Genomic DNA, 13,227 nt, shown 5'->3' with positions numbered 1-13,227 from the left:
GGACACCGGGCAGCAGGACACCGGGCAGCAGGACACCGGGCAGCAGGACACCGGGCAGCACTACTTCAGCGCACGGCCCGCGGCGGCGGAGGAGCGGCGCCGGCTGCGGGTGCGCCTGGCGGGTCGGGACGTGGAGGTGGACACCGCCCGCGGCGTCTTCAGCGCCGACCGGCTCGACCCGGGCACGGCGGTGCTGCTGCCGCTGCTGGACGAGGCCGCCGCGGCCGGCGCGATGCCTGCCGGGCCGGTGCTGGACCTCGGCTGCGGCTGGGGGCCGATCGCGCTGAGCCTCGCCCTGCACGAGCCGCAGCGCCCCGTGCGGGCCGTCGACGTCAACGAGCGCGCCCTGGACCTGCTGCGGGCCACGGCCGCCCGCCTCGACCTGCCCGCGGTGCGTCCCGCGCTGCCCGACGAGGTGCCCGCCGACGAGCGGTTCGCGGCGATCTGGTCCAACCCGCCGATCCGCATCGGCAAGGAGGAGCTGCACGCCCTGCTGCAGCGCTGGCTGCCGCGGCTGGCACCGGGCGGGGCGGCACACCTGGTCGTGCAGCGCAACCTCGGCGCGGACTCGCTGCACCGCTGGCTGGCGGACGGCGGCGTGCCTGGTGCGCGGGTGGAGCGGGTGGCCAGCTCCAAGGGCTACCGGGTGCTGCGGGTCACCGGGACGGGACCGGGCTGAGCCCCGCGGCGGCGGGCGGGGCGGGCTGCGCGGCCGCCCACGCGGGGTCGAGCACGCCGTCGGCGACGAGGACGGCCGGGCCGGTGAGCAGCACGGTGCCCTCCGCCGCTCCGCTGGCGGCCTCGACGGTGACGACGAGCCGACCGCCGGGCACGTCGACCCACCACACGTCCGGTGCCCCCTCCCCCGCCCACAGCCGGGTGGCCAGCGCGGCCGCGCAGGCGCCCGTGCCGCAGGACTGCGTCTCCCCCGAGCCGCGCTCGTGCACGCGCATCACGACCTCGCCGACGTCGGCCCGGGAGTCGCCGGTGACGTCGACGCCCGACAGCGGCACGACGAGCTCGACGTTGGTGCCGTGCGGCGGGGCGGGTTCCACGACGGGTGCGCGGGTGAGGTCGGCGGCGGCGAGCTCGTCGGTGCCGGCGAGGGCGACGACGGTGTGCGGGTTGCCGAGGTCGAGGCTCAGGCCCGGGCGGGGGACGCCGTCGAGGCCGGGCACGCCGACGAGGGCGTCGCTGGCGGCGCGGGCCGCGGCCGCCCCGCCCACCAGGCGCCAGGGGCCCATGTGCGCGGTCCAGCGCCCGTCCGGTTCGCGGCGCACCCGCTTGAGGCCGGCGCGGGTGCCGATGCCCCACCAGCGCCCGTCGCCGGCCTCCGGCGGCACGAAGCCCTCGCGCAGCAGGTACTCGGCGTAGACGCGGATGCCGTTGCCGCACATCTCCGACAGCGACCCGTCGGAGTTGCGGTAGTCCATGAACCACTCGGCCTCGCCGGCGAGGGCGGCGCCGGCCTCGAGGGACGCGCTGCGCACCGCCCGGATCAGGCCGTCGGCGCCGATGCCGGTGCGCCGGGCGCAGATCGCCGCCACCCGGGCGGGGTCCGGGTCCCAGTCGCCGGCGGGGTCGGGGACGAGGACGAAGTCGTTGGCGGTGCCGTGGCCCTTCGCGAAGGCCCGGCCGGCAGCGGTGGTCACGGCCCGAGCGTACGGCCCGTGCCCGGCACGGCCCCGGCCCCGGCCCCGGCTCCGGCCGCGAGGACCCGCCACACCTCGTCGGCCAGCTCCGCGGCACCGCGCCCGTCGGGGGCGGGCACCCAGCGCACGCGCGGGTCGCGGCGGAACCACGACTCCTGCCGGCGGGCGAACTTGCGGGTGGCGCGGGCGGTCTCGGCGGCGGCCTCGGCGAGCGTGCAGCGCCCGTCGAGGGCGTCGAGCACCTGGGCGTAGCCCAGCGCCCGGGAGGCGGTGCGCCCCTCGCGCAGGCCGCGGGCGGCCAGCGCCTCGACCTCGGCGACGAGCCCGGCGTCGAGCATCCGCCGCACCCGGGCGTCGATGCGGGCGTCCAGCTGCGGCCGCGGGACGGCGAGGGAGACCTGCACGGCGGGGCGCACGTACCGCGGCTGCGGCAGGGAGGCGGAGAACGGGCGCCCGGTGAGCTCGACGACCTCCAGGGCCCGCACGATGCGGCGCCCGTTGGAGGGCAGGATGCGGGCGGCGGCGGCCGGGTCCACCGCGGCGAGCTCGGCGTGCAGGGCGCCGGCGCCCACGGCGGCGAGCCGCTCCTCCCAGCGCCGGCGCAGCACCGGGTCGGTGCCGGGGAAGTCCATCTCGTCGAGCACCGCCCGGACGTAGAGCCCGGAGCCGCCGACGAGCAGGGGCACCGCGCCGCGGGCGGCGACGTCCGCCACGGCGGTGCGGGCCAGGTGCTGGTAGGTGGCGACGTCGGCGGGCTCGCGCACGTCGAGGACGTCCAGCAGGTGGTGCGGGACCCCGCGGCGCTCGTGCCCGGTGAGCTTGGCGGTGCCGACGTCCATGCCGCGGTAGAGCTGCATCGCGTCGGCGTTGACGACCTCGGCGGGGCGGCCCGCGGCGGCCAGGCGCGCGGCGAGGGCGACGGCCACGTCGGACTTGCCGGCGGCGGTGGGCCCGACGAGCGCCACGACGGTGCCCAGGCCCGCGGCGACGACCTCGTCGGGCACCGCGCGGAACTGCCCGGGTGGCTCGCCGGGGACGGGTGCTGCGCCCTGAGCGGACGCGGGTGCTGCGGAGTGGCCCACGGGCGCATGGTGGCAGAGGATCGGGCGCGTTCCGGACCGGCCGTTCCCCCAGGAGCCGGTCCGACGACGAGACGCAGGAGGCCGCGATGACCGTCCCCAGCCCCGGCACGCCGGACTACCCGACGCCGCCCTCGCCCGTGCCGCACCCCGGCCAGCCGGGTGAGCCGCCGCTGCCCGATCCGGGCCCGGCGCCGATCCCGGAGCCCGGTCCGGCGCCGGTGCCCGACCCGTCGCCGCTGCCGGGGCCCGATCCGCTGCCCGGCCCGGTCATGCCCTGAGCCGCCGGGGCCCCGAGCCGCCGGGGCCGGCGCCCCACGCCGACACCGAGACCGTTCCGGACCCCGACCGGGTGCCGTGCCGGCTCAGCGCCGCAGGCCGGGCAGCCCGAGGGAGACGGGCCGCGGGCCTGCGGCGGCCGGCTCGGCGGGGCGCTCCTGGCAAGCCTGCCACACGTCGCCGGCGCGGGTGCGGCGCACCGCGAACGCCGTGGTGTCGTCGGCCTCGAGGTGGTGGGGCGCGCCGCGGGTGACCGTCACGGTGGCGACGTCGCCGGGCCGCGGGACCGCCGCCCCCGCCGGGACGGCGAAGTGCACCAGGCGGTTGTCGGGCGCGCGGCCGGACAGCCTGCGGGTGGCGCTGTCCTTGCGGCCCTCCCCCTCGGCGACGAGCACGTCGAGGGTGCGCCCGACCTGGGCGCGGTTCTCCGACCAGGAGATCTCCTCCTGCAGCGCCACGAGCCGCTCGTAGCGCTCCTGCACGACGGCCTTGGGGACCTGCTGGTCCATCGTCGCGGCGGGGGTGCCGGGGCGCGGGGAGTACTGGAAGGTGAAGGCGCCGGAGAAGCGGGAGGCGGCCACGACGTCGAGGGTGGCCTGGAAGTCCTCCTCGGTCTCCCCGGGGAAGCCGACGATGACGTCGGTGGTGATCGCGGCGTCGGGGATGGAGGCCCGCACCCGGTCGATGATCCCCAGAAAGCGCTCGGAGCGGTACGAGCGGCGCATCGCGCGCAGCACGCGGTCCGAGCCCGACTGCAGCGGCATGTGCAGGCTGGGCATGACGTTGGGCGTCTCGGCCATGGCGTCGACGACGTCCTCGGTGAAGGAGGAGGGGTGCGGGCTGGTGAAGCGCACCCGCTCCAGGCCCTCGACGCCGCCGCAGGCGCGCAGCAGCTTGCCGAAGGCGAGGCGGTCGCCGAACTCCACCCCGTAGGTGTTGACGTTCTGCCCGAGCAGCGTCACCTCCAGGACGCCTTCGGACACCAGCGCGCCGACCTCGGCGAGGACGTCGCCGGGGCGGCGGTCCTTCTCGGTGCCGCGCAGGCTGGGCACGATGCAGAAGGTGCAGGTGTTGTTGCACCCCACGCTGATGCTCACCCACGCCGCGTACGGGGAGTCCCGGCGGGTGGGCAGGGTGGAGGGGAAGACCTCCAGGGACTCCAGGATCTCCACCTGGGCCTCGGCGTTGTGCCGGGCGCGCTCCAGCAGCGCCGGCAGCGATCCCACGTTGTGGGTGCCGAAGACGACGTCCACCCAGGGGGCGCGCCGGACGATCTCGCCGCGGTCCTTCTGCGCGAGGCAGCCGCCGACGGCGATCTGCATGCCGGGCCGGCGGGCCTTGACGGGGGCGAGGTGGCCGAGGTTGCCGTAGAGCTTGTTGTCGGCGTTCTCCCGCACCGCGCAGGTGTTGAAGACGACGACGTCCGGCTCGGCGGCGCCCGCCTCGTCGGCGCGCACGTACCCGGCGTCCTCCAGCAGCCCCGACAGGCGCTCGGAGTCGTGGACGTTCATCTGGCAGCCGAAGGTGCGCACCTCGTAGGTGCGCACCGGCACGGCGGGCTCCGGCGCGCCGGGCGGGGGCGACGGCTGGGGCGACGGCTGCGGCAAGGTCTGGGCGCTCATGGCGTGTTCCAGGGTAGGTCACCCCGGGCGGGCCGGGGTGCCCGCGCCGCGTTCAGGTCACGTGCAGGTCACGATCTGACCAGCCCGGCAGGGTGCCGCTGATCAACGTGCTCGCCCATGGGTAGCGTCGGGCCACATGACGGGCAGTGAGAGCGCCGCGGCCCCCGCCGGCCGCAAGCCGCTGGTGCAGCTCAGCGGCGTGGACAAGCACTACGGGGCGCTGCACGTGCTGCGGGCGGTGGACCTGACCGTCGCCCAGGGCGAGGTCGTCGTGGTCATCGGCCCCTCCGGGTCGGGCAAGTCGACGCTGTGCCGGACGATCAACCGGCTGGAGACGATCGACGGCGGCAGCATCACGCTGGACGGCAGGCAGCTGCCCTCGGAGGGGCGCGACCTGGCCCGGCTGCGCGCCGACGTGGGGATGGTCTTCCAGTCCTTCAACCTCTTCGCCCACAAGACGGTCCTGGAGAACGTGACCCTGGGACCGGTCAAGGTGCGGGGCACCTCCCCGGCCGAGGCCCGCAAGCGGGCGCAGGAGCTGCTGGCCCGGGTCGGGGTGGCCAACCAGGCGGACAAGTACCCCGCACAGCTGTCCGGTGGTCAGCAGCAGCGCGTCGCCATCGCGCGGGCCCTGGCGATGGAGCCAAAGGTCATGCTGTTCGACGAGCCGACCTCCGCGCTGGACCCGGAGATGATCAACGAGGTCCTCGACGTCATGACGGAGCTGGCCCGCTCCGGCATGACCATGATCGTCGTGACCCACGAGATGGGCTTCGCCCGGCGGGCCGCCGACCGCGTGGTCTTCATGGCCGACGGGCAGGTCCTCGAGGACGCCGAGCCCGAGCAGTTCTTCACCGCTCCCCGCCACGAGCGGGCCAGGGACTTCCTCTCCAAGATCCTCACCCACTGACCGGACGCCGGCGGCGGGCGCACCCCGCCACCGGCCCGGCGGACCGGCGACCCACCACACCAGGAGGCACATCCCATGAGAAACGTCCGCAGCGCAGTGCTCGCCGGGGCAGCCGCCAGCCTCCTCGTCCTGTCCGCGTGCGGCGGTGACGACACGGGGGGCGAGGCCGCGGAGACCACTCCCGAGACCAGCGCCTCCTTCGAGGCCGGCACGACGATGGCCAGGATCAGCGAGGCCGGCACCATGACGATCGGGACGAAGTTCGACCAGCCCGGTTTCGGCCTGCAGGGCCTGGACGAGACCCCGGACGGCTTCGACGTGCGGATCGCCCAGTACATCGCCGCGGAGCTCGGCATCGCGGAGGAGGACATCGAGTGGGTGGAGTCCCCCAGCGCCCAGCGCGAGGACCTCATCGTCAACGGTGACGTCGACATGGTCGTGGCCACCTACACGATCAACGACAAGCGCAAGGAGCGCATCACCTTCGCCGGCCCGTACTACGTCGCGGGGCAGCAGATCATGGTGGCGGCCGACGACTCCACGATCTCCGGCCCGGAGGACCTCAAGACCAATCCCGACGTGAAGATCTGCTCGGTGACGGGGTCGACGCCGGCGGAGAACATCCGCGAGTACCTCGCCAGCCCCGAGCAGCTCGTGACCTTCGAGGTGTACGACGACTGCGTCTCGCAGCTGGAGAACGGCCAGGTGCAGGCGGTCACGACGGACAACGTCATCCTCACCGGCTACGTCGCGGAGAACGAGGGCAAGTTCAAGCTGGTCGGCGAGCAGTTCACCGAGGAGCCCTACGGCATCGGCATCACCAAGGGCGACACGGCCTTCTGCGAGTTCATCAACGAGGCGCTCACCAAGGCCTCCGAGGAGGGCTACTACGAGGAGGCGTGGACGGCGACGGCCGGGGAGTACGAGGGCACCGAGGTCCCGACGCTGCCCGAGCTCGCACCCTGCGCCTGACCGACCAGCGGGGGGCGACCCCCGCACCACTCCCGGGCGGGGCGGGGGACGACGTCGTCCCCCGCCCCGCCCGCCCGCACCGCGTGGAGGCGGCGACGTGGACGCTGTGACCGACAACCTCGACCTCTGGTGGGGCGGATTCCTCCGCTCCCTGGGCATCGCCGCGTGGGCCGCGGTGGGCAGCCTGCTGCTGGGCACCCTCATCGCCGTGTTCCGGGTGTCGCCCGTCCCCGTGCTGCGCAGCGTCGGGGCGACGTACGTGACGCTGCTGCGCAACACACCGCTGACGGTGCTGCTGTTCGCGATCGCGTTCGGCCTGCCCCCGGTGGGCGTCAACGCGTCGTTCTACGTGTTCGGGGTCGTCGGGCTGATCCTCTACACGGCCGCGTTCGTCTGCGAGGCGGTGCGCAGCGGTATCGCGACCGTGCCCGTGGGCCAGGCCGAGGCCGCCCGCGCGATCGGACTGACGTTCGGCCAGTCGCTGGGGCTGGTGATCCTGCCGCAGGCGATGCGCGCCGTCGTGCCCCCGGTGGGGAACGTGCTGATCGCGATGATCAAGAACTCGGCGGTGGTCGGCGCCATCGGGGTGGGCGGGGACCTGTTCAGCGTGCACAACCGGCTCACGAGCGCCCTCGGGTATTCCCAGCTCTCCAGCGCCGCCGGCATGGCCATCGGCTTCCTCATCATGACCCTGACCGCGGGGGCGCTGCTCGCCGTCGCCGAACGACGGATGGCGGTGGCCCGGTGAGCGCTCCGACGCAGGCGGTCCTGTTCGACGCGCCGGGCCCGCGCGCCCGTCGGAAGATCCTCGTCGGCAGCGTGCTCGCGGCCGCTGCGGTGCTCGCGGTCCTCGTGCTGGTGGTCCTGCGCCTGGCGGACCGCGGGCAGTTCGAGGCGGAGCTGTGGGCACCGCTGGTGGACCCCCGCACCGAGGAGTTCCCCCTGGTGTGGGAGCGGCTGGGGGGCGGCCTGCTGGTGACCCTCCAGGCCGCGGCGGTGGCGGTCGTCGCCTCGCTGGTCGTCGGGGTGCTGCTGGCCACGGCCCGGCTGGGCCTGGGGCGCACCGCGCGGCTGCCGGTGGTGGGGCTCATCGAACTGCTGCGCGGGCTACCGGTCGTCGTGACCATCCTGGTCGTCGACACCCTGTTCCGGACGATCGGCTTCGACGTGGCGACGTTCTGGTCGCTGGTCGTGGGGCTGACGCTGTACAACTGCGTCATCATCGCGGAGATCACCCGCGCCGGGGTGCTGTCCCTGCCGCGGGGGCAGGTGGAGGCGGGCCTGGCGGTGGGCCTCACCCGTGGGCAGGTGATGCGCCTGATCCAGCTGCCGCAGGCGCTGCGGGCGATGCTGCCAGCGATCATCAGCCAGCTCGTCGTCATCCTGAAGGACACCGCCCTGGCGAGCGTCGTGCTCAGCGGCGTCGACGACCTGCTGCGCGTCGCGGACCGGCTGCGCATCACGCTGGACAACCCGCTGCAGACGTACTTCGTGGTGGCGGTCGTCTACATCGTCATCAACCTGGTGCTGGACCGGTTCGCGCAGTGGCTGCAGAAGCGCCTGAGCCGGGGCCGGCAGGGCGGGCGGGCCGCCCGGGCGGCCATGGCGGCGGGCGAGGCGACCACCGGCGCCTGAAGCGCGACGACGGGTGAGGGCGCCGGGGACCACGTCCCCGGCGCCCTCACCCGTCGGGGAATTCGTGGGCCTCGGGCAGCAGCGGCGCGTCCTCCTCGGCGAGGGCCTCGCGCACCACGCGGTAGGCCAGCCCGGCCGGGTATCCCTTGCGGGCGAGCATCCCCGCCAGCCGCTGGGCGCGTTTGACGGGGTCGACGCCCCGGGTTGTGCGCAGCTTGCGGCGCACCAGGTCGCGCGCGGCGGCCTCCTCGTCCTCACCGCTGACGGTGGCCAGCGCCTCGCGGGCGGTGTCGTCGTCCACGCCCTTGCGCCGCAGGTCCTGCGCCAGGGCCCGCCGGGCCAGACCGCGGGTCTGCTGCCGCGAGCGCACCAGCATCTCCGCGTAGGCGGCGTCGTCGACGAGCCCGACCTCCTCGAAGCGGTCCAGCACCGCGGCCGCGACGTCGGGCGGGACGTTGCGGGCGGCGAGCTTCTCCGCCAGCTGCGCCCGGCTGCGCGGCGCCATCGTGAGCTGGCGCAGCACGATGGCGCGCGCCACCGCCACGGGGTCCGCCTCGACGTCGGGCTGCTCCTGCGCGGGCGCGCCGCCGTGCTCGGGTGGGCCGTCGTGGCGCCGGCGCCGGGAGCCCGCGGTGGGACCCCCGGCGCCGGGTGCCGTCAGAAGTCGACCTCCGCCTCGGCCTCGGCCGGCGCGTCGACGCGCGGGCCGACACCCAGCTTCTCCTTGATGCGCTTCTCGATCTCGTCGGCGAGGTCGGGGTTGTCGCGCAGGAAGGCGCGGGCGTTCTCCTTGCCCTGGCCGAGCTGGTCGCCCTCGTACGTGTACCAGGCACCGGCCTTGCGGACGAAGCCGTGCTCCACGCCCATGTCGATGAGCCCACCCTCGCGGGAGATGCCCTGGCCGTAGATGATGTCGAACTCGGCCTGCTTGAACGGCGGGCTGACCTTGTTCTTCACGACCTTGACGCGGGTGCGGTTGCCGACGGGGACGGTGCCGTCCTTGAGGGTCTCGATGCGCCGCACGTCGAGGCGTACCGAGGCGTAGAACTTCAGCGCCTTGCCACCCGTCGTCGTCTCCGGCGAGCCGAACATCACGCCGATCTTCTCGCGGAGCTGGTTGATGAAGATGGCCGTCGTCTTGGAGTTGCTCAGCGCACCGGTGATCTTGCGCAGCGCCTGCGACATCAGGCGCGCCTGGAGGCCGACGTGGCTGTCACCCATCTCGCCCTCGATCTCCGCGCGCGGCACGAGGGCGGCGACGGAGTCGATGACGATGATGTCGAGCGCACCGGAGCGGATCAGCATGTCCGCGATCTCCAGCGCCTGCTCACCGGTGTCCGGCTGGGACACCAGCAGCGCGTCGGTGTCGACGCCCAGCTTCTTGGCGTAGTCGGGGTCGAGGGCGTGCTCGGCGTCGATGAACGCCGCCACACCACCCCGGCGCTGGGCGTTGGCGACGGCGTGCAGGGCGACGGTCGTCTTGCCCGACGACTCGGGCCCGTAGACCTCGATGACCCGGCCGCGCGGGAGCCCGCCGATGCCCAGGGCGACGTCGAGGGCGATGGAGCCCGTCGGGATGACCTCGATGGGCGGGCGCGACTCGTCGCCCAGCCGCATGACGGAGCCCTTGCCGAACTGGCGGTCGATGCTGGCGAGCGCGGCCTCGAGAGCCTTCTCGCGGTCTGCAGGAGCGGGCATGTCCTCACCTCGGGTTGAGCGGCCGACTCCTCGGCCTGAGCGTCTCGTTCGTCGGTTCCTCTCCGACCCCCCAGACGCTAGACGGCACCTCCGACACGGGGCGGCGGCGACGCCGCCCTGTGCACGGGAGGTCCCGCGGGGGCCCCTGTGGAGGGCTCGAGCCTAACCGAACACGTGTTCGACCGCGAGCAGCCGGGCGGCGCGCCGAGCCGTCCGGGCCGGGGTGCGGCGCCCGGCGGGCGCCGCACCCCGGCGGGGGACGGGCGGCTCGGGGGACGGGTGGGTCGGGGGGCGGGCGGGTCAGGGGGCGGGCACCGCGTCGGCGGCCCGCACGATGTCGTCGACGACGATCTTGCGCATCTGCATCATGGCGTCGCTGGCCCGCTGGGCGCGGCCGGGGTCGTCGCCGCCGATGAGGTCGAGCAGCACGGTGGGCACCACCTGCCAGGACAGCCCGAAGCGGTCCTTCAGCCAGCCGCAGGGCCCCTCCTCCCCGCCCTCGGTGAGCCGGCCCCAGTAGTGGTCGACCTCGGCCTGGTCGGCGCAGTGGACCTGGAAGGAGACCGCCTCGGAGAAGGTGAACTGCGGCCCGCCGTTGAGGCCGACGTAGCGCTGCCCGTCGAGGCTGAACTCGACGACCATGACGGCGCCCTCCTCGCCGTCGGGCACGCCGGCGGGGGTGCGGGTGGTGGAGAGGATCGTCGAGTTGGGGAAGATCGAGACGTAGTGCTCGGCGGCCTGCTCGGCCTGGCCGTCGAACCACAGGCACGGGATGGTGGTGGGCATCGGTCCGTCCTCTCAGGTGGTCCGCCCCCGGCGGGGCGGTCGGGCGGGAGGACCCGCGCGCCGCGCCGAACTCATCGCGCGGCGCGCGGGGCCCTCAGCGCACCAGGCCGCGGCCCCAGCCCATCCCCGACGTCGCCGCGCCGCCGAGCTGCCCGGCGAAGGTGGCGAAGCTCCACAGCTGGTCCCCGGCGGGCGTGACGGACCCGGCGGCGCCGCGGAAGAGCTGCACGGCGCCGGGCTGCTCGTTGCCCACCCGCTCGCCGAAGACGCCGACCACGAGGTCGTCGCGCCCGTCGCGGTCGAAGTCGCCGGCGCCCAGGGTGTCGCCGAAGCCGTCACCCGCCTGCGCCGCGCCCTCCGCGCCGCCCGCGCCCTGCTGCAGGACGCTGGGCTGCTCCACGCGCAGGCCGTGGTGGTGGCCGTAGAGGACGTGCACCGCCCCGGCGTCCGGCACGCCGCCGGAGTCCTCGCCGAAGGCGCCCACGGCGAGGTCGTCGTAGCCGTCGTGCCCGAACCGCCCGGCGACCAGGGACCAGCCGAAGCGGTCGTGCGGCGCCGGGTTCCCGCCCACCCAGGGCGAGCCCTGCCGCAGGTGCTGGGTCGAGGAGGTGCCCACGCGGCCGGGTTCGCCGAAGGCGACGAGGACCGCGCCGGCGGCGGTGATGCCCCCGGGTGACACCGACGGCCGGCCGATGGCGACGTCCGCGTGGTGCGTGCGGCCGAAGTTGCCCACGGCGAGCACGCCGCCGAAACCCGGGGACGGGCTCTCCCCCAGGTCGGCCGGCGCGACCCGCTGCGCACCGGTGAGCGTCACGCCCCCGGGGTCGCCGGGCAGCAGGGTGAAGTGCTGCGCCCCGGGCGCCCCGACGAGGAGGTCCGGGTAGGTGTCACCGGTGACGTCGCCCGTGGCCAGGGCCGCGCCGAACCCCGCCCCGGCCGCCGGGAAGCCGGGCACCTCGGGGTGGCCCTCGTCGAGGACCGGGCGGGCGGTGAACTGCGGCTCGCCGGCGACGCCCGCGATGCCGTAGAGGACGTGCACCGCGCCGTCGCGGGTCTGCGTGGTCGTCTCCCCCGGCGCCCCGACGGCGAGGTCGGCCGTGCCGTCGCGGTTGAAGTCGCCCGCGACGAGGCTCGCGCCGAACCGGTCGCCGTCCTCCATCGTGCCGTTCGCGCCGAAACCCTGGTAGATCTCCCGGCTGCGGGCGGGGGTGAGGCCGGCGGCGCTGCCCATGATGACGGTGATGCCGCCGGCGTCCGGGGAGCTGTTGCCGTGGTGCTTGCCCGGAGAACCCACGGCGAGGTCGGCGTAGCCGTCGTCGTCGAAGTCGCCCGCGGCGATGGCGGTGCCGAAGCGCTCCGGGCCGTAGGCACCGCCCGCGAGGTCGGGCGCACCCCGCCACCACAGCTGGGTCCCCGGGATGCCGGGGCCCTGGGGACCGCCGTAGGAGACGGTGACGACCCCGGTCTGCGGCACGCCGCCCCAGGTCTTGGTGGGGGCGCCGACGGCGAGGTCCTCGTAGCCGTCGCCGTTGAAGTCGCTGGAGAGGTGGAAGGCCTGGCCGCCGCCGGCGAACGCGGCGGGAGCGGCGGCCACGCCGGCGAGGCAGGTGGCCAGGGCGCCGACCGCGACGGCGGCGGCCGGGGTGCGCTGGAGGCGCTGGGCGAGCGGACGGGTGCGGGTGGTGCGCGACATGGCGGGTCTCCATCACGGAAGGGGTGCGCGTCCGCACCACGGCGGCCCGCGGCCGGGTGGCCGGGGCTGCTGCGTGGGCTGGGACCGTCCGGTCGGACGCGCTCGGCGAGTGCCGGGACCTGAAAACTAACGATGTTAGGAAAAGGGGGTCAAGCAGTGGCCCGCCGGTCCGGCGGGCCACCGGCGGCGCCCTGCGCGGCCGCGCCGCCGGCCCCCTCCGCGCGTGCGGCCACGGCCTCGACCAGGTGCGCCAGACCCGCCTCGAAACCCTCCTCGTCCACCGCGCCGCGGTCGCAGCCGGCCAGCACCTCGGCCAGGGCCGGGTAGCGGCCGGCGTAGGTCGCCGCGTCGGCGAAACCCCCGATGAAGGACTCCAGCACCGAGCCCAGCACGAGGAAGTCGAGGACGACGACGCTGCGCAGCGCCTCCGCCGCCGACAGCCCGTGCCGCCGCAGCGCGGCCAGCAGGGTGTCGTAGACGCGCAGCGAGGACTCCGTGCCCAGCGGGCGCCGGACCAGCATCGCCGTGGCGTGCGGGTGGCGCAGGTAGGCGGCGCGGTAGGAGCGCGCGCAGGCGGTCAGCCCCTGCCGCAGGTCCGCCCCCGCCAGCGGTGCCAGGTCGATCTCGGCGTTGATGAGCTCGTGGACGGCGTCGAGGATCCCGTCCTGGGAGGGCACGTGCGCGTACAGGGACGGTGCGCGCACGCCCAGCCGGTCGGCCAGCGCGCGCATCGACCACCCGGCGGCCCCGCGCTCGTCGATGAGCTCCAGCGCGGCGCGGGCGATGACCGCCGGGCCGAGGGGGTTCGTCGCCGACCGCGGCACGCACCCTCCCCCGCACCCGTCACCCGCACGCGGCCACCACCCGGCGGGCGGCCGCGGTCGCGAGGGTAGCCGCGCCC

General features: G+C 75.3%; 14 protein-coding genes. 6 read left to right on the top strand and 8 right to left on the bottom strand.

Annotated elements, in window-relative coordinates:
- Positions 1–679: class I SAM-dependent methyltransferase (locus tag ABEB16_RS16790; protein ID WP_345713370.1), on the top strand; the 679-nt coding region annotated here is incomplete at its 5' end.
- Here ABEB16_RS16790 and dapF read toward each other — a convergent pair.
- Both dapF and miaA read right to left on the bottom strand, forming a co-directional pair.
- Complete coding sequence (gene dapF / locus ABEB16_RS16785) at positions 657–1,652, bottom strand: diaminopimelate epimerase (RefSeq protein WP_345713369.1); 996 nt, start codon at positions 1,650–1,652, stop codon at positions 657–659. The two genes, ABEB16_RS16790 and dapF, sit on opposite strands and share 23 nt — an antisense overlap.
- A complete protein-coding gene (gene miaA, locus ABEB16_RS16780; RefSeq protein WP_425560230.1) occupies positions 1,649–2,734 on the bottom strand; it encodes a tRNA (adenosine(37)-N6)-dimethylallyltransferase MiaA in 1,086 nt (361 codons plus the stop codon). Before miaA ends, dapF begins: the two co-directional genes overlap by 4 nt.
- 86 nt (positions 2,735–2,820) lie before the next feature.
- On the opposite strand from miaA, the gene ABEB16_RS16775 reads away from it, so the two are divergent.
- Complete coding sequence (locus ABEB16_RS16775; protein WP_345713368.1) at positions 2,821–3,012, top strand: hypothetical protein; 192 nt, start codon at positions 2,821–2,823, stop codon at positions 3,010–3,012.
- Between the two features lie 84 nt (positions 3,013–3,096).
- Here ABEB16_RS16775 and miaB read toward each other — a convergent pair whose 3' ends face one another.
- Positions 3,097–4,632, bottom strand: a complete 1,536-nt coding sequence (gene miaB / locus ABEB16_RS16770; RefSeq protein WP_345713367.1) for a tRNA (N6-isopentenyl adenosine(37)-C2)-methylthiotransferase MiaB — start codon at positions 4,630–4,632, stop codon at positions 3,097–3,099.
- Between the two features lie 136 nt (positions 4,633–4,768).
- On the opposite strand from miaB, the gene ABEB16_RS16765 reads away from it, so the two are divergent.
- From ABEB16_RS16765 to ABEB16_RS16750, 4 genes are all read left to right on the top strand, one after another.
- Positions 4,769–5,542: an amino acid ABC transporter ATP-binding protein gene (locus tag ABEB16_RS16765; protein WP_345713366.1), complete on the top strand. Its 774-nt coding sequence runs from the start codon at positions 4,769–4,771 to the stop codon at positions 5,540–5,542.
- Between the two features lie 75 nt (positions 5,543–5,617).
- Positions 5,618–6,514: a glutamate ABC transporter substrate-binding protein gene (locus ABEB16_RS16760; RefSeq protein WP_345713365.1), complete on the top strand. Its 897-nt coding sequence runs from the start codon at positions 5,618–5,620 to the stop codon at positions 6,512–6,514.
- Between the two features lie 97 nt (positions 6,515–6,611).
- Positions 6,612–7,262: an amino acid ABC transporter permease gene (locus tag ABEB16_RS16755; RefSeq protein ID WP_345713364.1), complete on the top strand. Its 651-nt coding sequence runs from the start codon at positions 6,612–6,614 to the stop codon at positions 7,260–7,262.
- Positions 7,259–8,149, top strand: a complete 891-nt coding sequence (locus tag ABEB16_RS16750) for an amino acid ABC transporter permease (RefSeq protein ID WP_345713363.1) — start codon at positions 7,259–7,261, stop codon at positions 8,147–8,149. Before ABEB16_RS16755 ends, ABEB16_RS16750 begins: the two co-directional genes overlap by 4 nt.
- Positions 8,150–8,195: 46 nt before the next feature.
- Here ABEB16_RS16750 and ABEB16_RS16745 read toward each other — a convergent pair whose 3' ends face one another.
- The 5 genes from ABEB16_RS16745 to ABEB16_RS16725 form a co-directional block, all read right to left on the bottom strand.
- Complete coding sequence (locus ABEB16_RS16745) at positions 8,196–8,693, bottom strand: regulatory protein RecX (RefSeq protein WP_345713362.1); 498 nt, start codon at positions 8,691–8,693, stop codon at positions 8,196–8,198.
- A gap of 113 nt (positions 8,694–8,806) precedes the next feature.
- The gene (gene recA, locus ABEB16_RS16740; protein ID WP_345713361.1) at positions 8,807–9,847 is read right to left on the bottom strand and encodes a recombinase RecA; all 1,041 of its coding nucleotides are present in this window, start codon (positions 9,845–9,847) and stop codon (positions 8,807–8,809) included.
- Between the two features lie 300 nt (positions 9,848–10,147).
- A complete protein-coding gene (locus ABEB16_RS16735; RefSeq protein ID WP_345713360.1) occupies positions 10,148–10,633 on the bottom strand; it encodes a VOC family protein in 486 nt (161 codons plus the stop codon).
- Between the two features lie 94 nt (positions 10,634–10,727).
- Positions 10,728–12,326 carry an FG-GAP repeat protein gene (locus tag ABEB16_RS16730; protein ID WP_345713359.1) on the bottom strand — a complete coding sequence of 533 codons (1,599 nt, stop codon included), beginning with the start codon at positions 12,324–12,326 and terminating at the stop codon, positions 10,728–10,730.
- Positions 12,327–12,475: 149 nt separating this feature from the next.
- Positions 12,476–13,150 carry a TetR/AcrR family transcriptional regulator C-terminal domain-containing protein gene (locus ABEB16_RS16725; protein WP_345713358.1) on the bottom strand — a complete coding sequence of 225 codons (675 nt, stop codon included), beginning with the start codon at positions 13,148–13,150 and terminating at the stop codon, positions 12,476–12,478.
- Between the last annotated feature and the right edge of the window lie 77 nt (positions 13,151–13,227).

This window comes from Kineococcus glutinatus (assembly GCF_039542765.1).
GTDB lineage: Bacteria > Actinomycetota > Actinomycetes > Actinomycetales > Kineococcaceae > Kineococcus_A > Kineococcus_A glutinatus.
The sequence above is the reverse complement of the archived record's forward strand: the minus strand, read 5'-3'. Positions and strand labels throughout refer to the sequence as shown.

Coding starts and splice junctions, on each gene's coding strand:
- ABEB16_RS16735 (WP_345713360.1), bottom strand. CDS start 10,633: ATGCCCACCACCATCCCGTGCCTGTGGTTCGACGGCCAGGCCGAGCAG.
- ABEB16_RS16775 (WP_345713368.1), top strand. CDS start 2,821: ATGACCGTCCCCAGCCCCGGCACGCCGGACTACCCGACGCCGCCCTCG.
- miaB (WP_345713367.1), bottom strand. CDS start 4,632: ATGAGCGCCCAGACCTTGCCGCAGCCGTCGCCCCAGCCGTCGCCCCCG.
- ABEB16_RS16730 (WP_345713359.1), bottom strand. CDS start 12,326: ATGTCGCGCACCACCCGCACCCGTCCGCTCGCCCAGCGCCTCCAGCGC.
- recA (WP_345713361.1), bottom strand. CDS start 9,847: ATGCCCGCTCCTGCAGACCGCGAGAAGGCTCTCGAGGCCGCGCTCGCC.
- ABEB16_RS16760 (WP_345713365.1), top strand. CDS start 5,618: ATGAGAAACGTCCGCAGCGCAGTGCTCGCCGGGGCAGCCGCCAGCCTC.
- ABEB16_RS16765 (WP_345713366.1), top strand. CDS start 4,769: ATGACGGGCAGTGAGAGCGCCGCGGCCCCCGCCGGCCGCAAGCCGCTG.